At 63.3% G+C, this 21,196-nt stretch carries 17 protein-coding genes; 4 read left to right on the top strand and 13 right to left on the bottom strand.

From position 1 onward, the window contains the following. The first annotated feature begins 352 nt into the window (after positions 1-352). On the top strand, positions 353-1,474 hold the full coding sequence (locus CLM73_RS16365) for a hypothetical protein (RefSeq protein ID WP_105239330.1): 1,122 nt from the start codon (positions 353-355) through the stop codon (positions 1,472-1,474). A 122-nt stretch (positions 1,475-1,596) separates the two neighbouring features. Continuing rightward, positions 1,597-2,754, top strand: coding sequence for a hypothetical protein (locus CLM73_RS16360; protein ID WP_158685877.1), 1,158 nt, complete (start codon positions 1,597-1,599; stop codon positions 2,752-2,754). Between the two features lie 434 nt (positions 2,755-3,188). Here CLM73_RS16360 and CLM73_RS16350 read toward each other — a convergent pair whose 3' ends face one another. Further along, positions 3,189-3,743, bottom strand: coding sequence for an SMI1/KNR4 family protein (locus CLM73_RS16350; RefSeq protein WP_158685876.1), 555 nt, complete (start codon positions 3,741-3,743; stop codon positions 3,189-3,191). Positions 3,744-3,896: 153 nt separating this feature from the next. On the opposite strand from CLM73_RS16350, the gene CLM73_RS16345 reads away from it, so the two are divergent. Continuing rightward, positions 3,897-5,120, top strand: a complete 1,224-nt coding sequence (locus tag CLM73_RS16345) for a hypothetical protein (protein WP_158685875.1) — start codon at positions 3,897-3,899, stop codon at positions 5,118-5,120. A gap of 98 nt (positions 5,121-5,218) precedes the next feature. On the opposite strand, the gene CLM73_RS16340 is transcribed toward CLM73_RS16345, so the two are convergent. Further along, entirely contained in the window at positions 5,219-6,067 is an 849-nt protein-coding gene (locus CLM73_RS16340; RefSeq protein ID WP_105239325.1) for a class I SAM-dependent methyltransferase, read from the bottom strand. 430 nt (positions 6,068-6,497) lie between these two features. On the opposite strand from CLM73_RS16340, the gene CLM73_RS16335 reads away from it, so the two are divergent. Next, positions 6,498-9,776 carry an autotransporter outer membrane beta-barrel domain-containing protein gene (locus CLM73_RS16335; protein WP_158685874.1) on the top strand — a complete coding sequence of 1,093 codons (3,279 nt, stop codon included), beginning with the start codon at positions 6,498-6,500 and terminating at the stop codon, positions 9,774-9,776. A 3-nt stretch (positions 9,777-9,779) separates the two neighbouring features. Here the strand turns inward: CLM73_RS16335 and CLM73_RS16330 are convergent, their stop codons facing one another. From CLM73_RS16330 to CLM73_RS16280, 11 genes are all read right to left on the bottom strand, one after another. Then, positions 9,780-10,949 (bottom strand): CMD domain protein, encoded by a 1,170-nt coding sequence (locus CLM73_RS16330; protein WP_105239323.1) that lies wholly within the window; start codon positions 10,947-10,949, stop codon positions 9,780-9,782. Positions 10,950-10,973: 24 nt separating this feature from the next. Continuing rightward, positions 10,974-12,320: an acyl-CoA thioesterase/bile acid-CoA:amino acid N-acyltransferase family protein gene (locus tag CLM73_RS16325; RefSeq protein WP_105239322.1), complete on the bottom strand. Its 1,347-nt coding sequence runs from the start codon at positions 12,318-12,320 to the stop codon at positions 10,974-10,976. 3 nt (positions 12,321-12,323) lie between these two features. Continuing rightward, positions 12,324-13,895 carry an ABC transporter substrate-binding protein gene (locus tag CLM73_RS16320; RefSeq protein ID WP_105239321.1) on the bottom strand — a complete coding sequence of 524 codons (1,572 nt, stop codon included), beginning with the start codon at positions 13,893-13,895 and terminating at the stop codon, positions 12,324-12,326. 74 nt (positions 13,896-13,969) lie between these two features. After that, the gene (locus CLM73_RS16315) at positions 13,970-14,989 is read right to left on the bottom strand and encodes an ABC transporter ATP-binding protein (RefSeq protein ID WP_105239320.1); all 1,020 of its coding nucleotides are present in this window, start codon (positions 14,987-14,989) and stop codon (positions 13,970-13,972) included. After that, entirely contained in the window at positions 14,986-15,999 is a 1,014-nt protein-coding gene (locus CLM73_RS16310; protein ID WP_105239319.1) for an ABC transporter ATP-binding protein, read from the bottom strand. Before CLM73_RS16310 ends, CLM73_RS16315 begins: the two co-directional genes overlap by 4 nt. Next, a complete protein-coding gene (locus CLM73_RS16305) occupies positions 15,996-16,913 on the bottom strand; it encodes an ABC transporter permease (protein ID WP_056562100.1) in 918 nt (305 codons plus the stop codon). The genes CLM73_RS16310 and CLM73_RS16305 overlap by 4 nt, the downstream gene beginning before the upstream one ends. Further along, complete coding sequence (locus tag CLM73_RS16300) at positions 16,910-17,884, bottom strand: ABC transporter permease (protein ID WP_056566643.1); 975 nt, start codon at positions 17,882-17,884, stop codon at positions 16,910-16,912. Before CLM73_RS16300 ends, CLM73_RS16305 begins: the two co-directional genes overlap by 4 nt. Continuing rightward, positions 17,881-19,380, bottom strand: a complete 1,500-nt coding sequence (locus tag CLM73_RS16295; protein ID WP_105239318.1) for a flavin-containing monooxygenase — start codon at positions 19,378-19,380, stop codon at positions 17,881-17,883. The genes CLM73_RS16300 and CLM73_RS16295 overlap by 4 nt, the downstream gene beginning before the upstream one ends. Next, on the bottom strand, positions 19,377-20,354 hold the full coding sequence (locus CLM73_RS16290; RefSeq protein ID WP_105239317.1) for a LysR family transcriptional regulator: 978 nt from the start codon (positions 20,352-20,354) through the stop codon (positions 19,377-19,379). Before CLM73_RS16290 ends, CLM73_RS16295 begins: the two co-directional genes overlap by 4 nt. A 132-nt stretch (positions 20,355-20,486) precedes the next feature. Then, a complete protein-coding gene (locus CLM73_RS16285; RefSeq protein WP_105239316.1) occupies positions 20,487-20,762 on the bottom strand; it encodes a hypothetical protein in 276 nt (91 codons plus the stop codon). A gap of 67 nt (positions 20,763-20,829) precedes the next feature. Next, positions 20,830-21,123: a hypothetical protein gene (locus CLM73_RS16280; protein ID WP_105239315.1), complete on the bottom strand. Its 294-nt coding sequence runs from the start codon at positions 21,121-21,123 to the stop codon at positions 20,830-20,832. Between the last annotated feature and the right edge of the window lie 73 nt (positions 21,124-21,196).

The raw sequence follows: 21,196 nt of genomic DNA, 5'->3' as shown, positions 1-21,196 counted from the left end.
CAAGCCGATCGTTCATCACGGCCAGTCAGCCAATTTTCCAAAAAAAATTCGAAGTAGTCTTATTTCCGTAATCATTGGTGCGGTGGTTTCATACGCCTGCAGCATTCGATGTGCTGCAGGTGGAAACGCTGATGAATCCATTTTCCGTTCCCAACGAGCTGGTTCGTTGTAGGACGGCAGCCTCAGATTTCACGTTGGTCTGCGGCCAGTTATCTGGATAAAGCAGCGACGGCTAAATGGCGTTGAAAGTTGGGGCATAGGTAGGGTGACGCAGTTAGCCGTTACCTAGGGCCGTGGCGAAAGTCACGGCCATTTTTTTTGCATCTTCTCAATCATTGATCCGGTGGTATTCATGCAAGCAGAAACTGCTTCCGCGCGCTGGACGCTCGCGAATCTTGCCAGCACATATCTATTTTGGGCGCTGATCGGCGCGTTTCTTGCATCGGCGTTTGGGGTGATGGTATTTAACTACGCGTTGGTGTGGCTGCCGTCGTTCCGAGATGCGGAATCCTCCCCGCGGGAACTGACCATGTACTTCTCGATCGGCGGAAACGGTTTTGGAATCCTGCTAGGCATTTTGCTAGCTCGTGCCAAGCGTACAGAAGGGCTGGCTGCGATCGTTGCCGCAGGAGCTGCCTGCTATGTCCTTGCATGGTTTGCCCTGCCCGATCTCGGCGCCGGGCGGGGCTTGTTCTTGATCTTTTTTGGACACGTCATTCGAACGGCATTCGCCTTTGCGATAGCGTTCAATTTGGCAGGTGCCGCGTCCGACCGACACGCGTTTGCGGGCGCGTTCGCGGTGTGGAGCACATGCGAATTGGTGAGCAGCTCCGCAATTTACTATGCAGCTTCGTCCACCTTCCTCCGATTTCAATCTGATGGCGATTGGGCACTTGTTGGGATAGCCGCGATGGGGTTCGCACTGCTATTGCTGGCATCAGTGCGGGGCAGGTCGTTCGATGAGGCGCCGTCGGAGCGGCACCGGCCGCTCAAACCAGTATCGCGTGAAGGCGCAACGGTGACCGTGGTCGCCGCATCGCCGTGGGTGGCCCTCGGGGCGATGACTTTGTTAGGCGCGGTGGTGCCTAAGTACGTGAATGTCATGTCTTACTGGAGCACGGCGGTAACGGTCGTGTTTGTATGTGGTTTGGTAGCCTGCAGTTATTGGGTCTACCGCATCCATGGCGAGGTGGCGTATTTCCACCGATCCTCGAACCTGTTCACACCTCGGGCCGCCTTGCTGTTGTTTCTGCTGGTGCCGTGGGGAACTTCAATCCTTTTGCTTACGCTCGGCGGCGTTCTTCGTGAGGTCCAGAAGCAGCGGCCTTCCTCACGCCGCCGGTTCACGGGATGGTTTAACGCGTGGTGCATCGTCTTTCCCCCAGTAGCCATGGGGATGGTGCAGGAGCAGATAAATGAATTGGCGGAAGGCCAAGCGGAGTCTGAATCCGAATCTTCACCACAATTCACATAGCAAGCGTTGCCGACAACCCAATCTAAAGACGGCGTCCAGCATTTTCGAAGACGCCTTATTTTCGCAGTGTCTGGCTCGGTGGTTTCATACGGGCATCTTCTTACGACAACCCTGTGCCATTCATGCAATCAGAATCTGTTTCCGTTCGCTGGACGTTCGCGGACCTCGCCAGCTCATATCGCTTTTGGGCGTTAATCGGCGTGTGGATGCTTACGGCGTTTGCGTTCGACGTATTCATGGACACGACGCCTTGGTTCCGTCCTTTCCCTCACGCAATGCTCTTCTCGTCCGAAGCAGCGGAACAGTTGGCACAAGCCGGTTCCATTTCCGGCTTCCTGCTCGGCATGCTGATCGCGAGCACCAGGACGATACCGCGCATGATCCTGCTGTCCGCGATATGCATGGCCGGCTTTCTGGCTGTGTGGCTGATCGTGGATGCGCCGGTCAACAACCTTCTGGAAGCTCTGACGCTTTCTCTTATGAAGTTTATTGGGAGCATGGTGAGATCGACTTTCCTGGTTGCTCTTATGCTCACGGTTGCCAGCGTAGCGGTCGATCGCTATGCATTTGGAGGCGCCTTTGTCGTGGTGTCGGTTTGTGAAATGATTCATTATTATGCGGGCCTGAGTCAGGCCAAATTCATCTACAAACTAACTTCCGCCGGCTATGGGATGCTGGTTAGCGCAATCGCAATGGGGATCGCACTGGTCCTGCTGATTACAGTTCGAACTGGATTTGATGCTCCCCCGAAAGCGCGGTGCCGTCCGCTCAAGCCCGTACCTCGTCGCGGTGAAAACGTAAGCTGGATCGCAGCTTTGCTTTGGTCGGTCATGGGTGTCGGAATCGTCTTGGGTAGCATTTGGCCGCTACAGATTTTTTACGTCGCTCCCCGCGTGCCGGTGCTCTTCTTCGTCCTTATTGGCCTGGCCGCCGCATTCGTTGTGGGCTTGGTCGCTTCAGTTCATTGGTTCTATCGGATTTCTGGCGAGTTGGCTTTCGTCCACCCGTCGTCGAAACTGTTCACGCCGCGTGCTGCCGTGCTGTTTTTTCTGCTGGCGCCGCTGTCTACACCGCTCCTCCTGTGGTCACTGGGCAGTGCTTTGCGAGACGCCTGGTCCCAGTGCGGTTCCTCCAGCCGTCGATCCTCGAAACGGTTCAACATGTGGTGTGTCCTGTTCCCGCCGATTGCAATGGGCATCGTGCAGGACCAGGTGAATGAACTGGCAAGGATTCACGCTGGCCGGGAAAGCCTGCCATCTGCCGCATGTCAAACAACGTAAATGACGGCAAACGGCGTCGTTCCGTTAGCGGAGCCCAAAACCGCGCGTCTTCATCGCTGCTTACTGGTGCATTGCCCTACGCCGAGCGCGTGAAAGGAAGAATGCTCGAAGCCCGAGGACCGCAGGCAGAACAACAACTGTGAGCCAGCCTGCAATCGACGCCGCCCATGCCCAACGGTATTTCCAGGAAATGAATTCCGGTACCCCGTTGTCGTCAAACCAAGGGTCAATTGATATCAGTAGCAGTCCCATGGCATAGCAAACTATCAGTGCCACGAGGGTAGCGGTGAGCGCAGACGGCGCTGCTTTTACCGAGCGTCCCTTCACGACACACGCCAGCCAGATCGCTAGTAGGCCGACGAATACCAGGGGGAAGATAAGGATCATCAGCATTTCGCGCACTCGGCGTCGTCGGGGCTCATTGATTCGCCGTCCTAGTACTCCCCGAGAAACTCCTGCGGATCGGCCTCGATCTCGGCGATTGACCCCGTCAGCAGCGCCGCGAAGCTCGGCGCGACCCAGGTGATCTGGTCTGGGTCATGGGTGAATGCGATGATCTGTCCCGGCGTGCCAGCCTCGCTCGGCGAATGGTCGACCAGCAACAGCAGCGTTGCGCCGCCAAAGCTGGCGAAGGGGAGCCAGCCGTGGTGAAACCATCCGTCCCGGATGCGCTCATCTCTTGGCGACGGCTCATCGTATGCTGCATATCGCGGCGCGCGATCCGCCATGCGCGCCCGTTTGGTCATTGCCGCTTCCAACGTCAGAAAGTCATAGGCCGTCAGATAGCCCGGCCGCATGAATACCGGCACATCGCGCTCGGCCCCATTGGCCCGTAGCCAAGCCTGCCTGACGTCCGCTGGGATGGCGAAGCCAAGTTCCGCCTGCACCGCTTCCAGCTTTGATTCTGCCGCACCTGGCTTGAGGTTTAGCGTGTGCCCGTGTGCGTCGAAAACTGCACGGAGCCTATCAATGTAGTGGGAAAAATTCATTGCTGCATCATACGCGCTCGCACGAACGTGAGGCGGTCTGAAAGGGGAGCCAACTTTCTGAGACGCTTTCGAAGGACGCTTATTCCCGTGTCGTTGGGTGAGTGGTTTCATACGTGGTTCCTTCCCACCCATGCGATCTCGCATGAATACGTGATGCTGCTGCACGTACAGCATCTTACGTTCTTGTTCCCCATGGACTATATGCAATCAGAATCTGCTACCGCTCGCTGGACGTTCGCGGACCTTGCCAGTACATATCGATTTTGGGCGCTAATCGCAATCTGGGCTCTCTCGGTGCTCGCGTTCTCCGTATTTGTACGCTCGACGCCTCCAATCCTTTTGCTCCGCCCCCGCGGGTTTATCCCCGAAATTTTGGTGTATGGGAAAGTGGCAGGTAGCCTTTTTGGCACCGTGCTCGGAATGCTGGTGGTACGCGCCAAGACGATACAACGTATGGCCGTGCTCGCTGCCATCGGCTTGGCAGGGTATCTAGCAGCCTGGTTGATGTTAGATCGGCTGGCCTATTTCATGTTGGATGGCCTGATGTACTCGATATGCGCCTTTCTGGGGGCACTCGTGGTATCCGCTTTCACCATGGCGATAACGCTCATGTTGGCTAATGCAGTGGCTGACCGCTTTGCACTTGGCGTTGCATTGGTTGTGTTAAGCATTTCGCAGTTTTTTTATCATGATTTAGACCCCTCCTGGTTCATTGTTGCGTTTCCAAAAGAGTCCCTCGGTGGCTGGATATTCATTAGTGCAATCGCATTAGGAGGGGCGCTACTGTTGCTGGCCACGGTCCGTCGAGGATTTGATGACCCCCCGGTGATGCGGCACAGGCCCCTCATGCCCGCACCGAGGAGCGGCGACAAGGTGACCTCGCGTACCAGGCTGCTTTGGCTGAGTGTTGGTGGCGGGATGGTAATTAGTTTTTTTGCGCCGCTGCAGATTTTGTTGATGCTACCCGTGATCTGGTATGGCTTCTGGGCAGCCCTGGCTATCCTGAGCGTCTCATTTATCGTTGGCTTGATCGCCTCAACCTACTGGATCTATCGGATTCATGGCGAGGTGGCGTATGTTCATCCCTCTGCGAAGCTGTTCACGCCACGTGCCGCCGTGCTGTTTTTTCTATTGGTGCCAATGTCCGCGCCCCTCCTGCTGCTGTCGCTGGACAGCGTTTTGCGAGACGCGTGGGCGCAACGTGCTGGCTCAACCTATCAGTCCAAGAGTCGGTTCAACATGTGGTGCCTTGTGTTCCCGCCCATAGCGATGGGCATGATTCAGGATCAATTGAACGAATTGATGGTGGCGCACTCAGATCGCGACAGCGTGGGTTTGTCCCTGGCCGCTTCTGACTCCAGCGCACGGGTCGCCTAAGTTTCGGCATCCACGGCAACGCCGAGCTGTGCTGCAAACGCTGCCAGCTCGGCTTTCGCCGAAGAGAAGTTCATTGCGCCTGGCTGCCTTTGTACGTGTTACGCAGGTTGCGGCAAGAAAAACCGATCCTTCAATTCCTGCAGCCCGATCCGGTCCAACATCTCGGTCAATCGTTCCGCGGGCTTGCGCGTCGGCAGGCTTTTATATTGCGCGATGATCAGCTCATTCTTCATCGAATGCTCCCAGCCGACCAGTTCGGTCACGCTGACCTGATAGCCGTGCGCCTCAAGCTGCAGGCACCGCAGCACATTCGTAATTTGGCTACCAAACTCCCGCGTGTGCAGCGGATGCCGCCAGATTTCCGCCAGCGGATCGGCCAGCGCCTTTGCCTTGTTTTTCCGCAGCACCGATGCCACTTCCGCCTGGCAGCACGGCACGACCACAATGTATTTGGCCTTTTTTTCCAACGCGAAATGAATCGCGTCGTCGGTGGCGGTATTGCAGGCGTGCAGGGCAGTGACCACGTCGATCGATGGGGGCAGCTTGTCCGAGGTAATGGACTCTGCCACCGACAGATTCAGGAACGACATTCCGCCAAAGCCCAGCCGCCTGGCCAGTTCCTCTGACGACTTCACCAGTTCTTCCCGCGTTTCGATGCCGTAGATATGCGAACCGTTCTTCAGCGCCTCGGGCTGCTCCTTGAAGAACAGGTCATACAGGATGAATCCCAGATACGACTTGCCCGCGCCGTGGTCGGCGAGGGTGACGGCGCCGCGTTGTTCCTGAACATCCTTGAGCAGCGGCTCGATGAACTGGAACAGGTGGTAGACCTGCTTGAGCTTGCGACGGCTGTCCTGGTTCATCTTGCCGTCGCGGGTCAGGATGTGCAGGGCCTTGAGCAGTTCAATGGACTGGCCGGGGCGGATGTCGTGGGTTTTTTCTGACATGGGTAAGGCAAAGCGCCCCGCTGGAGCGGGGCGCGTATTGGAGCGGGAAGCGACAGTTTAACCCTCTACCCGTGTGTCAGTCACCGACTGCAAACACCGACTGCTGAAAGTCCGATATCGGCTGTCGCTGGCGAGATTCGTCCGAATTCCTGTCGGATATTGAGCCTGCACGAAAGCCGTGCGACCCGGAGTAATTGTGCTCTGTCGTGAAACCGAGGTGGCTGCTGACAATCAGTTCTGCCGACGAGACACGGGGTTGATCGATTTGCGGCCGGGTCCGTAATCATCGTCGCGCAACGTGATCAATTGGATCCGTCAACGCACGCTCATGCCTTGAATGCACCTTACGGTCGAGCCCCTTGGCGCGGTACGTCCGCGTCAGGCCGGATTGCCTTGGATTGTGTGCGGATCCGCTACCCAGGATGAAATCATGATGCAAACCGATGTCCCCGTCGCATTGCGACATGCGGATCTGGCGCTGACGCGAAAGCGCAAGGCGCGGCAGGTGGCACTCAAGCTGTGTTGGGGGTTGTCGCTGCTATCCGTTGGCGTGTCGCACCACCCGGCCGCCGTGGGCGTGATCGTCGGAGAAGCGGGGGCTGGCGGTGCGGGCGGCGCGCCAAACGGCGGACATGGCGGTGACGGCGGGGACGGCGGCGTGACGCTGGATCTCACTTCCTCGTACACCACCTACGATGACGTCGAAGGCGCGTCCGGCGGCGGCGGCGGGGGGGGGGGCGGCGGTGAAGGCGGTCAAGGCGATTCTGTGGGCGGACGAGGTGGCGCAGGCGGAGACGGAGGGCATGCCATCGTCATTTCTGGTGAGGGCGTGGTGCTGCGGAATGCGGGCTGGACCATCAGCGGCGGCAAAGGCGGAGGTGGCGGGGGCGGCGGCGGCGGAGGCGCGGCAGCCTTTAGCCTTGGCCCCGTCAATAGCGCGGTCAATGACGGCGGCCGCGGCGGCGACGGCGCGGGAGGCGACAGCGGCGGCAGGGCGGGAGGGGGAGGAGCGGGAGGGTACACGGGAGACAGTAACTCGCCTGGCGACCCCGGTCGCGCGGGATACGAAGGGGGGGGCCCGGGGTGGGGAGGCATGGCGATCATAATGGAACTGCCTGAATGTGGGGAGGAGGGGTGCGGCGCGGGGTTGAATGGCGATGGTGGCGGAGGCGGGGCGGCCGGCGGATCTGGCGGCAACGGCACTGCGGGGTGGTGGAACCACTACATTGGCGACTACTCTGGCGGCCACACTGGCGGCGCCGGCGGCGCCGGGGGCTCCAGCGGTTACGGCGTCTACGTCACAGGCGCCAATTCCGTGATCATCAATTCCGGGACCATCTCGCAGGCACCGGTCAACCAGAACACCGCCATCAAGTACGCGACGTCCGCCATCAATTCGACGTTGGTGCTCCAGGAGGGCAGCCAGATCATCGGCCTTGTCGATGCCGCACAATCTGGCGGCAAGAACACGCTGGTCCTGGATGGGGGCGCGGCGCTGGCTTTCGATGTCAGCAAGATCGGAACCGGCGCGCAGGCGCAATACCTGAATTTCAATGCATTCGAGAAGACATCGGCTGGCACGTGGACCCTGACCGGCGCGCCGGCTCAGGCGTTGACGCCGTGGACGCTGTCCGGCGGGTGGCTTGCGATCTCGGACGACGCCAGCCTGGGCGACGCAGACGTGACGCTGACGTTCAATGGCGGCGGGCTGCAACTGGATGCCGGCATCACCTCACAGCGTGAAATGCTGCTTGGCGAGGACGGCGCGATTCGATCGGCGGACGGTACGGAGTCGGTATTGCAGGGATCCATCAGCGGGCCTGGCACGCTGACCAAAACCGGCGCCGGGACGTTGATTCTTGCTGCCGACAATGCCTATTTCGGCGCGACGATCATTGACGATGGCGTCTTGCAGGTGGGTGCGGGACAGAACGTGGGGACGCTGGGAGCGGGTGCGATCGAGAATCACGCCGTTCTGGCCATAGACCGTGCAGACCCCATCACGATGTCCAACGCCATCTCCGGCACCGGCGAGTTGTGGCAGGTGGGATCGGGCACCACCTCGCTTACGGGGCCGCTTTCCTATACCGGCATCACGCGGGTGGAGCTGGGCGCGTTGGTGATCGACGGAACGTCGTTGGGGCAGGCGGAACATGCGCTTGCCCGGGTCGTCGGCGCGGACGATGCGCATCTGGTCCTGGCCAACGGGGCAACGCTCGACGGCTGGATCGCCGGACCGAACGTGGCGGTTGACGCGTCGAGCCGATGGAATGTCGCGACCGATGCCACGAACCCTGCGCTCGCTAATAACTTCAGTACGGTCAATGCGCTCCATCTTGCGGGTAGCGTGGCCTTTGCCTCGCCCGACGTTTGGGAGAACGACGCCGTCGGACGGACATTCACGGCCAACCATCTGATGGGCGCGGGTGGCGAGGTGCAGTTGCACGCCATCGCCACAACTGGCGGCCTCTCGGATTACGTGACCTTGCATAACGGCGCCACCGGGCTGACCAATCTGTCCATCAATGCGCCTGGCGGCTACGGAGACCCGCTATCCGGAAACGGATTGTTGGTGGTCGAGGCTGGCGCCAGCACCGACGGCGCGTTTCAACTCACGGGCGGGAAACAGCTGCGTGGCGGGGCATTCCGGTATTACCTCGCGCACGGCGCGCGGAACGGCGCGGCGGAACTGGCCCACAACTGGTATCTGCTCAGCGAAGTTCGTCCCGAGGTGTCCATCTATTCCCAATTGGGCAATCAAGCCTTGCGTCAGTCGGAACTGTCCGTGGGCACACTGAACCAGCGGATGGGCGCCACGGAAGCGCTGGCCCGAAAGGTGTATCCGTACGTCTGGGCAAGGACGCTGGGCGGCGTTGAAATCCGGGACGGCGCCGAGCGAGGCATTCTGCAATCCCAGGTCGCCTCGCATTCCACGCTGGGCGGCGTGCAGGCCGGAACGGATCTATTCGTGGTCACCAAGGGCGTCGGCCGTCGCAGTGTGGGGGTGTTCGGTACGGTGATGACGTCGCGAAATTCAGTGGACCATTATCGGGAATCCACGCGTTCGACGGTCGATGCCGGACACAGCGATCAGACGATGTATGGCCTGGGCGCCTACTACACGCTGATGGATGGCAAGGGCGGCTATGCCGATTTCGTGACGCAGTTCAGCCGGTACGGCGTGAAGACCGAATCGAGCGGTCCGGATGGCGTGTCGATGCGAACGTCCGGTTGGGGCGGCGCGCTGTCGGGTGAAGTGGGCAAGGCCTTCTCAATGGGCGACGAGTCCAGCGGACTGCGCATCGAGCCCCAGGCGCAACTGATGTACCAGCACGTCAGGCTTCGCCGTGGCGATGATGGCATCGGACGGGTGACGCTACCGGCGGCGAATGCACTGCATTCGCGGGTGAGCCTGAGGGTGTCCAAGACCTGGGGCGAGCAAACCGGCACGCTAAGTCAGGGCTGGCTGAAGCTGAGCTACCGGCACACGCTGGGAAAATCCTCCAGCGTGTACGAGTCGCTGACGCAGGGCGATATCGCTTTTGACAATAAGCTGGAGGGCTTGCGCCTGGGCCTTGGGCTGGGCTATGAACGACAAGCAGGTGCAACCACGTTCGTGAACGTCCAGTTGAACACGGAACGTGGCTTGGGTAGCGCTTCAGGGTTGCGCGCGGTGAGCGGCACCTTGGGAATCAAGCACCTGTTCTAGCTATCAGACCGTCACGAGGACAGGCTCACCCAGGTTCAGCATCAACCGGTTCGCCCATGCAAAGATCGCGTCCGAATGCAGCAGATCCAGGATCTCGCCGTCATTCAGCCCGACGTCCTTCAACGCCTGGATGCTGGCCGCGTTCACGTCGGCCTGCGCCTCGGTGATCTGGATCGAGAACTTGCCGATCGCCTGTTCACGCTTGTTCGTGCCAGCCGTGATCGGATCCTCGAACACCTGGCCAATCACGTCATTGCGCTTGGCCAGTTGTTCGAACCGCTGCGCGTGCACCGATGCGCAGTACACGCAGCCGTTGACACGCGACACGACGGTGGCGCCCAGTTCGCGTTCGGCGCGCGACATGCCGCCCGGGGCGTACATGATGGCGTTGAAGGCCGTGGAGCGTTGGCGCAGGATTTCCGGCTGGTGGACCAGGAACAGGTAGTAGTCCGAGACCTTGGCCTTGGGGTGGCTTTCTTCCAGGACGGCGATCTGCTCGGGCGTGGCGGTGTCGACGTTGACGACGTCGAGCCAGGCCTTCCATTCCAGGACTTCGTTCGTGAAGCCGTGAGCCTTGATGACGGCGCCGGGTTCGGTGTTGCCGGGGTTGATGACGGCAGTCGCTTCGGCGGCAGCAGAACCGGCGCTTTGACCTTCAGCCGCCTTCATCGCCACCAAGCCAGCCACCAGACGCGTCTGATAGGACAGGAACGCGATGAGCTGCGACAGGGTGACAACAGCAGGCGTCGAAACCCCCGCAGCCGGCAGCGTCTTCAGCGCGGCCTCGTCGCCCTCAACAGGCTTTTCAATCAGCTTGCGCGTGTATTCCAGCACGGCGGCCAGTTGCGGGTTGGCGGCGTCGGCCGGTTTGCCCGATTCGGCGACGGCGATGTCCGCTGCCGCGGCGCCAGCTTCCACCGCGCGGGCGCGGTAGTGGGCGGCCAGCAGCGGCGACGGGGTGATGCGCGTTGCATACAGGGCGACCAGCAGACGGTCGGTCTGCGACAGGCCGGGCAGGGCGGGGTCAAACAGAGCGTCGTAGCTGCCTTGCGTGGCGGCGGCGACCTTGTCGCGCTTGTGGCGCACGTCAAAGGTCTGGCTGCCGGGCGTCAGGCCCACAAGCTGGTCGACGATGTCTTTGGTGATGTCGTAGACGATGGGTTGTTGTGCCATGAATGAGGTCTCCTAAAGTTTCGTTCAGCCGGCGTTGCGCGCGTCGTTCGTAGTCGAAGCCGGCTGCGCTGCCGCCGCGCCCTTGGCCTTCACCGCCGCATCCAGGAACGACGTCACGCCTTCCCAGGATTCCTGGTCGGCGCGGGCGTTGTCCTTGGGGTTGCCGCCGCTGGTGCTGATCTTTCCCGATACCGGGTGGGCGTACACGAGCTGCGTGGTGGGCACGTAGGGGAACAGGATCGAGTGGCCGCCGTTCTCGTAGTCCAGCCACTTGACCGGGTACGGGTGCTGCACGTCGGCCAGCTTGTCCTGCACCATCTTCGAATACAGGCTGGACGGCCACGAGCCGTCATCGGTGCCGGACAGCAGCATGACCGGGCCTTCGATGTCTTCGACGCGGATGCGGGCGCGGGCGACGGCGTCGGGGTCTTGCAACGCGGTCAGGATGGCTTTCTCATGCCGATGCGGCGCGGGGCCTTCATCGAACGGGGCCCAGGTGGCGGTGCGGTTGTTTTCCCAGACGTGGGGAATGGGCTTGCCGCCCAGCAGCCATGTCGGGCCTTCGCGGCCGATCTTGGGGTCGCAAGCGTTCTGGCCGCTGTGCACGACGGCGCCGGGCACATAGGCCACGACCGCCGACACTTCCTTGGGGAAGGTGGCGCCCAACAGCAGCACCAGTTCGCCGCCGCGCGACTGGCCGCTGATGGCAACGAAGTCGTGCTTGGGCTGGACCTTCTTGCGCAGCCAGCGCAGGCCGGTCTGGAAGTATTCGAGCGGGGTGTTCGAAATGTAGTCCGACAGGCCCGGCGCCTTGAAGTACGCCAGCGCAAAGGCCGCGTAACCGCGCGAGGCGTACAGGGCGGCACGCGGTTCGTTGATGCCGCCGCCGGAGCCATTCAGGATCATGACGGCGGGATGCGATCCCGGGGCGCTGCCGGCGGGCAGGTACAGGGTGCCGACCAGGCCTTCCTCGCGGACTTCGACGCGCGTGACGCCGTCGGACGCCAGGCGCTGCGTGAAGCTGGCGCGCGCCTCGGCGCCTTCCACGCGGGCCACCACGTCGGTGACCAACGCGTCGGTCACCGGGTGGTTGAAGTACTCGCGGCTCTTGCCGTCCTCGGGGGACTGCGCCCAGATCAGCCCCATCGGGGACAAGCCGGTGTAGTCGCCGGAAACGGGCGCTTCGCGGGTCAGATCGACCACGCCGTCCTCGCCCGCCGTGTAGGCGGCCTGGGCTTGCCAGACCACGCCGTTGCGGCGGGTGAGGGCGGTGATCTCGACGGTCGCGCCGGGCGCAACGTGTTCGACGCGGATCTGGCGCGGGACGTCGATGAGGGCGTCCGCGGGGGTGATGGTCAGGGTCGGCGCCATGGCTTACTTGTCCGAGACCTTGGTGACCATCATGGCGGCCGTGCGGTCGCTGGTCATCGGCGTGACCTTCAGGCCCTTCTTGGTCGCCCAGATGTTCTTGTAGTGGAACAGCGGGATGATGCCGACGTCATCGGACACGAGCTTGACGGAGTCGCGCAGGATGGCTTCACGCTTGGCGACGTCGAATTCCGAGGTGGATTGCTCCAGCGCGGTGTCGACCTTGGCGTTGGTGTAGTGGCCCCAGTTGGAGGCGCCCAGGCCCTTCTTGGCGTCGACCGTGGCCAGGATGTTGACCAGCGCGTAGCTGGCTTCACCCGTGCCGTTGCCCCACGCCAGCATGCTGACGGCGAATTCGTTCTTGTTGGCGCGGCCCGAGTACACGGCCCACGGCACGACTTCCACTTGCGTCTTCACGCCCACGCGGGTCCAGAACTGCGCAACCGCCTGGGCCGTTTCCGGGCCTTGCGGGTAGCGGTCGTTGGGGACGTGCATGGTCAGCTTGAAGCCATCCGGGAAACCCGCTTCGGCCAGCAGCTTCTTGGCTTGCGCGACGTCGTTCGGGATGTCCTTGATCTCGGGGTTGTAGCCGAAGGTGCCCTTGGGCATCCATTGGTTGGCTTCGGTTGCGGCGCCTTGCAGGATGCGGTCGGCGATGGCCTTGCGGTTGATGGCCAGGTTCAGCGCCTGGCGCACGCGCACGTCCAGCAGCGGGTTCTTGTCCAGCGGCTTGCCGTTGTTGTCGGTGATGTACTGGTTGGGCGCGGGGTTGAAGCTGGGTTGCAGCAGCATGACGCGCAGACCGTCGTACGGATAGACCGAGATGTTCGAGGCCTTCTGCAGCTTGGCCAGGTCGGACACCGAGACCTTGTCGATCACGTCCACGTCGCCGGCCAAGAGGGCGGCGGTGCGGGCGGCGGCGTTGTTGATGTAGCGGTAGTTGACCTTTTCCCAGATCTGCTTGTCGCCCCAATAGGCGTCGTTGCGTTCCATCAGGACGCGGTCGCCGGGGGTGTACGAGACGAACTTGTAGGGGCCGGTGCCGACCATGGCCTTGCCCGAGTTGTAGTCTTCGGTCGACGACTTTTCACCGACGTGCTTGCTGACGACGTGGATGGACGCCAGGTTCAGCGGCAGATCGGGGTTCGGGGCCTTGGTCTTGACGATGAGCGTCAGCGGATCCTTGGCGGTCATCGTGTCGATGGTGCGCAGGTAGCCGGCGTACGTGGCGACGCTGCCGGGCACGCCGCGGGCGCGGGTGTAGGAGTAGATCAGATCGTCGGCCGTGAACGGCGTGCCGTCCTGCCACTTGACGCCTTCACGCAGCTTGAATTCCCAGGTGGTGTTGTCCAGCGGCTTCCAGCTCACGGCCAGACCCGGCTGCAGCTTGTTCCACTTGTTCTCGATCAGCAGATCCCAGAAGTGCAGGGCCACCGAGCGGTCGCCGGCGTGGTTGTTCAACTGGGGGTCCAGCGACGACAGCGGGTCGGCAAAGCCGATCGACAGATTGTCGGCGGAGGCAGCGGCCGAAGCGCCCAGGATGGCGGCGGTGAGGGTCGAGAGAATCAGGCGTTTCATTGTCCGGAATCCTTGGTAGAGGGGGAACGGAGTGGGTCCATTGACCGCGGCGGTCGTGCCGCAGTCATTGATCGTCAGGCCATGTCGTTCAGGTGACAGGCGCTCAGGTGGTTGATGGCGATTCCCTTCAGGGTGGGAACCTCGGTCTTGCAGCGCGGCATCGCATGCGGACATCGCGGATGGAAATGGCAGCCGGTGGGCGGGTTGAGCGGGCTGGGAATCTCGCCCTTGATCGCGGTAAAGATCTTGTGGCGCGACTTCAGGGTGGGAATCTCGGCCAGCAGCGCCTGGGTGTACGGGTGGTTGGGACGCTGGAAGACCTCTTCCACGGTCGCCGTTTCCACGACACGGCCCAGGTACATGATGACCACGCGATCGGACAGGTGCTCGACCACGCCGAGGTCGTGGCTGATGAAGAGATACGTCAGGTTCAGCTCTTCGCGCAGGTCCATGAACAGGTTCAGGATCTGCGCCTGGATCGACACGTCGAGCGCGGCCACGGCTTCGTCGCAGACCAGCATGGACGGCTGCACGGCCAGCGCGCGGGCGATGCCGATGCGCTGGCGCTGGCCGCCGCTGAACTGGTGCGGGTAGCGCTGGCGCAGGGCGGGGTCCAGCCCGGCGCGTTCGAGCTGCGTGCTGACGTAGTCGTCGAAGTCGCCGTTGCCGACCAGGCCATGGATGCGCGCCGCCTCGCCGACGATCTCGTCCACGCGCAGGCGCGGATTGAGGCTGGCGTAGGGATCCTGGAAGATCATCTGCACTTTCAGGCGCGCGGCGTGGGCCTCGGCGGCGCTCATGTCGGCGGGGCGCTTGCCGTTGATACGGACTTCGCCGCCGGAGGGCGTGAGCAGGCCGGCCGCGATGCGGCCCAGTGTGGACTTGCCGCAGCCGGATTCGCCGACCAGGCCGACGACTTCGCCGGGGTTCACGATGAGGTCGACGTGGTCGACAGCACGCGTGATCGCAGGCGGCTTGGACAGGCCCAGCGATTGCATCGCGCGGCCGGCGGCGCCGATCTTGCGTTCGCCGAAGCGCTTGCTGACCTGGCGCAGGTCGATCAGCGGGGTGGGGGCGTGGGCGGTTGCGCTCATGCCGCCACCTCGCGGTGGATCTGGATGGAAGGATGGAAGCAGCGCACGTCGTGTTCGGGTAAGGCTTGGGTGATGCCGGGTTGCTGGCCGCAGGCGGCGGTGGCGCGCGCGCAGCGCGCCGAGAACGCACAGCCGGCCGGCAGGTGCAGCAGGTTCGGCGTCATGCCGGGAATCTGACGCAGGCGCTGACCGCGCTGATTGTTGCTGGGCAGGCTGTCGATCAGGCCCACGGTGTACGGATGCTGCGGACGGTCCAGCACGTCGTCGACCTTGCCGTGTTCGACGATGCGGCCGGCGTACATGACGGCCACGTCGTCGGCCAGGCCCGCCACCACGGACAGATCGTGCGTGATCCAGATCAGGCTGGTGCCGTGCTGCTGCGCCAGCTTCTGCACTTCGGACAGGATCTGCGCCTGGATGGTGACGTCCAGCGCGGTGGTCGGTTCGTCGGCAATGATGAGGTCCGGGCGGTGCAGCATGGCAATCGCAATGGCCACGCGCTGGCGCATGCCGCCGGACAGTTGATGCGGATAGGCCAGCAGGCGTTCCTCGGGGCTGGGGATGCCCATCATGCCCAGCGTGTCGCGCGCCAGGATGCGGGCTTCGGCCTTGCTCATTTTGGTATGGGCGCGCACGGTCTCGATCATCTGCACGTCTACCCGCAGCACGGGGTTCAGCGTCATCATCGGATCCTGGAAGATCATCGCGATGCGATTGCCCTGCAGCTTGCGCAGTTCGCGCGCGGGTAGCTTGGTCAGATCGCGGCCCTGAAACAGGACCTCGCCGCCGGCGATGCGGCCCGGCGCGTCGACCAGCCCCATGATGGAGAAGCCCGTGACGGACTTGCCCGAGCCGGATTCACCGACCAGGCCCAGGATCTTGCCGCGTTCCAGCTTAAAAGAGACGCCATCCACGGCGGGCAGCACGCCCGCGCGGGTATGGAACTGCGTGCGCAGGTTGCGCACTTCAAGCGTGGCCGGCGCGCCAGCCGAGGCGGAGCGGTCGGTCATTTGTGGGTCCTCGGGTTCAGCACGTCGCGCAGGCGGTCGCCCACCAGGTTGATCGCCACGATGGTGATCAAGAGCGCGATGCCGGGGTAAAAGCTGATCCAGTATTCGCCGGACAGCATGTATTGGAAGCCGTTGGAGATCAGCAGGCCCAGCGACGGTTCGGTCACCGGCACGCCCAGGCCCAGGAAGCTCAGCGTGGCTTCCAGCGTGATGGCGCGCGCGATCTGCAGCGTGCCGATGACGATCAGCGGCGGCAGGCAGTTGGGCAGGATGTGCTTCAACATGATCCGCCAGTTGGGAATGTCCAGGCAGCGGGCGGCTTCGACGTACTCGCGGCGGCGCTCGACCAGGGCCTGGCCGCGCGCGGTGCGGGCGTAGTAGGCCCATTCCAGGATCACCAACGTCAGCACCACGTTGCCCACGCCCTTGCCCAGATAGGCCAGGATCATCATGGCCACCAGGATCGACGGGAACGACAGGATCAGGTCCACGAGACGCATGATGAAGGCGTCGACCTTGCCGCCGGCGTAGGCGGCCAACAGGCCCAGCAGCGTGCCGATGACGCCGGCGATCAGTGCCGAGCCCACGCCCACCATCAGGCTGATGCGCAGGCCGTACAGGATGCCGGACAGCAGATCGCGGCCCTGGCCGTCGGTGCCCAGCCAGTAGTGGAAGGTCTCCAGGCCGTTCATGGTGCCGGGCGGCAGGCGCGAGTCCAGCACGTCGATCTGCAGCAGGTCATACGGGTTCTGCGGCGAGATCCAGGGCGCCAGCACGGCGGCCAGGATCAGCAGCGTGGCCACCACCAGGCCCAGCACCGCCGTCTTGGACGACAGGAACTCGGCCAGGTTGCGGCGCCACGGCGACTCGCGGCGCAGGGCGGGCGCCTGCGCGGTATTGGATACGGAACTCATGCCGTGGCCTCCAGCCGCACCCGGGGGTCCAGCACTTTGTACAGAATGTCGACGATCAGGTTCAGCGTCACGAACAGGCACACCACCACGATCAGATAGGCCACGATCACGGGGCGGTCCAGCGCGTTCAGGCTGTCCAGGATCAGCTTGCCGGCGCCGGGCCAGGCAAAGATGCTTTCGGTGATGACGGCAAATGCGATGGTCGAACCCAGTTCCAGGCCCAGCACCGTCACCAGCGGGATCATGGTGTTGCGCAGCACGTGCACACAGACCACGCGGAAGGGCGACAGGCCCTTGGCGCGCGCAAACTTCACGAAGTCCAGCGGCATCACGTCGCGCACGCCGGCGCGAGTCAGGCGGATCACCAGCGAAATCTTGAAGAGCGACAGGTTGAACGCCGGCAGGATCAGGTGACGCCAGCCATCGGCCGTCAGCCACGACCACTGGAAGCCCAGGAACTCCACCGTCTGGCCGCGGCCGCTGGCCGGCAGCCAGCCGAGCGACACGCTGAACGCCATGATGAGCATCAGCGCCACCCAGAAGGTGGGCAGCGAGAAGCCGACGATGCTGCCCGCCATGATCATCTTGGACGCGCGGCTGTCGGGGTACAGACCGGCGAACAGGCCCAGCGGCAGGCCGACGATGACGGCAAACGACAGGGCGGTGATCGCCAGTTCAAGCGTGGCCGGCAGGCGCTGGATAACGAGTTCGATTGCCGGGATGTTGTAGACGAAGCTGTTGCCCAGGTTGCCGTGCAGCGCGCCGTTCAGGAAGGCCAGGTACTGCTGCCACAGGGGCTTGTCCAGGCCGAGTTCGGCGATGATGCGCGCGCGGTCCACCTGGTCCACGTCCTGGCCGATCAGGATGTCCACGGGGTTGCCGATGGCGTGCAGTCCCACGAAGACGATCAGCGTCATCAGGAACACGACCACGGCGGCTTGCGCCACGCGGCGTAGCAGCCATGCGGTCATTGCGCGGTCTCCGCCTGCGTGGCCGCGGCCGCGTTTTGAGCTGACGTCGGGGCCGGTGCCGGGGCTGGGGTCCACTCATCGCCAAACACCTCGGGCTCGGAGAACGCTTCCATGTTGGCGTAGTGCGTGGCGACGTCTTCGCGGTAGAAGAGGCCGGCGATGCCTTGCGCCAGGCGCTTGGCGCCTTCGCTGATGGCGGGGATGTCGCCCGAGATCGTGCCTTGCGTCAGCGCGGCGGGATACGAGAAGCAGTGGACGCGATCCAGGCCGGGGCAGGCGCCGGGCGTCTTTTCCTGCAATTCGAAGACGGCGCCCAGGTCGGGCGAGTCATGCAGTTCCTGGTCTTCCTCGCCGGCGGGCGGCGTGTAGCGGTCGCCCCAGGCGCGCACGTGAGGCGCGAGCGGCGCGAATTCCGGGCGCACGGTCCAGTCGATGCGAAAGCCCGTGGAGAAGATCAGGAAGTCCAGCACGAAGACGCCCTTGGGCGTGGTGACGTGGATTTCGTCATCGATCAGCGCCAGGTCCAGCACGCCACAGCCCAGATTGAAGAACGCATTCGGATGGCGCGACACGCGCAGCGTGCTGCCGCGCGGCGGCGGCACCTGCGCGGCGTTGATGTAGTGGCGGATCTTCCACTTCCATTCGTCGGGCAGCGTCAGGTGGCCGTGGGTCAGGCCGGGATTGCCCGCGCCCTTGCCCTTGTTGATGCGGGGGATGTCGTTGCGGCGGATCAGCAGGTCGACACTGGCCGCGCCGGCTTCGAGTGCGGTCGCGGCGCTGTCCATGGCGGACGCGCCCGCGCCCACCACGCCCACGCGCTTGCCGGCCAGCGTGTTGTAGTCCATCACGTCGGACGAATGCGCCCAGCGGTCGCGCGGCAGCTTCTTTGCAAAATCAGGCACATAGGCGCCGCCCAGGCCGTCGCGGCCGGTCGCCAGCACGACGCGGCGCGCCAGGATGGTGCTGCGCCCGGCGGGCGATTGGATGTCCAGTTCCACCAGTTTGTCGGCGCGCGGCTGCACGGACAGGATGCGGTGGTCGTTGCGCACGTCCAGGTTCAGCACGCGGCGGTACCAGCGCAGGTAGTCCATCCATTGCAGGCGCGGGATCTTGTCCAGCGCTTCCCAGGCGTCCAGGCCAAATTGCGCTTCGAACCAGGCGCGGAAGGTCAGCGCGGGCAGGCCCAGCGCGGGACCGGTCAGTTGCTTGGGCGAGCGCAGCGTTTCCATGCGGGCCGTCGTGGCCCACGGGCCTTCGTAGCCTTCGGGCGCCTGATCGAAGATCGGGGCGTCGATGCCCAGATGCTTGAGCGACGCGGCCGCCGCAAGACCGCCCATGCCGCCACCGATGATGGCCACGTCCAGCACCTGCTGGCCGTCGACCAGCCGGGGCGTCACCCAGTTCTTGGCGGGGAGTTCCAGCCAGGACAGGTCTTGCCGAAGGCGCGCCTCCAGGGCGGGCAGGCCTTGCGGCGGGGTGGCGATGGGCTGATTCATGATGCGGGTGTTTCCATAACAGGGGCGTCATCGCCGTAGATCGAGTGCAATAGCGCCGAATGCTCGCAGGCGTCGTGCAGCACGAAGCCGGGCAGCAAGTCCGCGGCGGCGTCGGCCAGCGCATCCGCCATGGCCTGGCAGGCCGGCGTCAGCGTTTGCGACTGCGGGGTGATGACCCCAAAAAAGAAGGGGATGTCCATGTCGATGGGCCGGATCGCCACGCCCGCCATCGGCGAGCCGTAGGCGGTCACGGGTTCCAGCACCGACACGCCAAGCCCGGCGCGGACCGCGGCCAGGGCATTGACGGAGGAATTGGTTTCGATGGTGCCCAGCGCCTGCACGTTGTTCGCGAGTGCGGCGTCCAGCCGGCGGCGTAGGCGGTAGGGATTGGCCATCGTGATAAGGCGGCGTCCGGCAAGGGCCGACACCGGCACCACGGCATGCTGCGCGACGGGATCGTCTTCGGACACGGCGGCCACGCACGGGGCTTGGGCAATCCAGTGCACGGTCAGGCCGCGGTGTTCCAGCGGCAGGCTGGTCACGCCCAATTGCGCGGCCCCCGACAGCACGGCGTGCACCACGCGTTCGGGCGAGGCGCTGCGCAACTGCACGCGCGCGGCCCCGAGCCGGTCTTCAATGCGTTTGAGGGCGGCCGGCACCAGACCGGCGGCCAGGGCCGACGTAGCCGTCACCAGGAGCGGCTGCGCCTGACCGCGCGCGATTTCATCGGCCCGGCCACGAATCTGCTGCAGGCTGGTCAGCGCGCGTTCAACGTCGTCATAAAGCAGGAAGCCCTGTTCGGTCGGCGTCACGCGAGGACCGCTGCGCGCGAACAGGGGATAGCCGATCTCGGCCTCCAGTTCCTGCAGCAACCGGCTGATCGCCGGCTGCGAGCGTCCCAGCAGCCGTCCGGCCGCGGTGACGCTGCCGGTGGACATGACGGCCGCGAAGGCCTCGAGTTGACGGAGTTCCATTGGTCTTGATTTATGCCAAGGACGAATTCTGGCCGCTCGAGTATGCGCCTTACAAATACTAAAAAGGCATAAGTAAATTCCCTAAATGCGAATGACATCGCATTTTTAATTACCGCGAGTTATTTCAAGGACTTAGGGTAAGTCCGCATTGGACGCCAGCAGTGCGCGCCCTTTTTCCGTCAGCACCAAAACGGCTTCGCCCTTCACGGTGCTTTCTTCCTGCGTCATGTCGATCAGGCCATTTGCCGTGGCGTCTTCCCATGCCGACAGCCTGGGGCAGTGGGTACGCCAGGCTTCCATGGTCTCGGCATACGTGCGGGGACGTGCCGCAATCCACAGCAGGAATTGCACGAGATTTCCCTGTTGGGACGCGCCGGTTTCGAGTTCTGCTTGCGGATGGTCAGGCATGAGATGCCTCCGTTCGGAGCCAGGGGTGCGCCTTGACGATACTCCCGCGCCTGCCCGCGCTCCAGTGCTATCTGGGCGCCATCCCCTTGCGCAGCCGGTTGGAGGGTTCCATCAGCGCGTCCTTCATGTCGTCGCGCTCCAGCACGCACGGTTCGTGTTGCAGGTCGCGCATGAAGTCGTCGTAGAGTTCACCGGTGATTCCGGCCGGACGCTTGAAGTCGCCGGATAGTTGATAGGCGCGCAGCAGGATCGAGCGCAGCCGCTTGACCTCCCAGAGCAGGGCGATCACATCGGGGTTCCAGGGCTGACGCTCGCGGATGAAGCGCAGCTCGGCGTGAGAGAGCGGGGTTTTGAACGGCATGGCGGAAAATACTGTTTATATATCCAGTATAGTCCGTCAGGATTGCCGGCAGGCGTCGGTGTTTTCAGCAATG

Source organism: Achromobacter spanius (genome assembly GCF_002966795.1).
Lineage (GTDB): Bacteria > Pseudomonadota > Gammaproteobacteria > Burkholderiales > Burkholderiaceae_B > Achromobacter > Achromobacter spanius_D.
Note: the sequence above shows the minus strand (reverse complement) of the source record. Positions and strands in the feature narration are given on the sequence as shown.

Bases quoted from the DNA above. Each gene is read 5' to 3' on its own strand.
- CLM73_RS16365 (WP_105239330.1), top strand. From the start codon at position 353: ATGCAAGCAGAAACTGCTTCCGCGCGCTGGACGCTCGCGAATCTTGCC.
- CLM73_RS16360 (WP_158685877.1), top strand. From the start codon at position 1,597: ATGCAATCAGAATCTGTTTCCGTTCGCTGGACGTTCGCGGACCTCGCC.
- CLM73_RS16350 (WP_158685876.1), bottom strand. From the start codon at position 3,743: ATGAATTTTTCCCACTACATTGATAGGCTCCGTGCAGTTTTCGACGCA.
- CLM73_RS16345 (WP_158685875.1), top strand. From the start codon at position 3,897: ATGCTGCTGCACGTACAGCATCTTACGTTCTTGTTCCCCATGGACTAT.
- CLM73_RS16340 (WP_105239325.1), bottom strand. From the start codon at position 6,067: ATGTCAGAAAAAACCCACGACATCCGCCCCGGCCAGTCCATTGAACTG.
- CLM73_RS16335 (WP_158685874.1), top strand. From the start codon at position 6,498: ATGATGCAAACCGATGTCCCCGTCGCATTGCGACATGCGGATCTGGCG.
- CLM73_RS16330 (WP_105239323.1), bottom strand. From the start codon at position 10,949: ATGGCACAACAACCCATCGTCTACGACATCACCAAAGACATCGTCGAC.
- CLM73_RS16325 (WP_105239322.1), bottom strand. From the start codon at position 12,320: ATGGCGCCGACCCTGACCATCACCCCCGCGGACGCCCTCATCGACGTC.
- CLM73_RS16320 (WP_105239321.1), bottom strand. From the start codon at position 13,895: ATGAAACGCCTGATTCTCTCGACCCTCACCGCCGCCATCCTGGGCGCT.
- CLM73_RS16315 (WP_105239320.1), bottom strand. From the start codon at position 14,989: ATGAGCGCAACCGCCCACGCCCCCACCCCGCTGATCGACCTGCGCCAG.
- CLM73_RS16310 (WP_105239319.1), bottom strand. From the start codon at position 15,999: ATGACCGACCGCTCCGCCTCGGCTGGCGCGCCGGCCACGCTTGAAGTG.
- CLM73_RS16305 (WP_056562100.1), bottom strand. From the start codon at position 16,913: ATGAGTTCCGTATCCAATACCGCGCAGGCGCCCGCCCTGCGCCGCGAG.
- CLM73_RS16300 (WP_056566643.1), bottom strand. From the start codon at position 17,884: ATGACCGCATGGCTGCTACGCCGCGTGGCGCAAGCCGCCGTGGTCGTG.
- CLM73_RS16295 (WP_105239318.1), bottom strand. From the start codon at position 19,380: ATGAATCAGCCCATCGCCACCCCGCCGCAAGGCCTGCCCGCCCTGGAG.
- CLM73_RS16290 (WP_105239317.1), bottom strand. From the start codon at position 20,354: ATGGAACTCCGTCAACTCGAGGCCTTCGCGGCCGTCATGTCCACCGGC.
- CLM73_RS16285 (WP_105239316.1), bottom strand. From the start codon at position 20,762: ATGCCTGACCATCCGCAAGCAGAACTCGAAACCGGCGCGTCCCAACAG.
- CLM73_RS16280 (WP_105239315.1), bottom strand. From the start codon at position 21,123: ATGCCGTTCAAAACCCCGCTCTCTCACGCCGAGCTGCGCTTCATCCGC.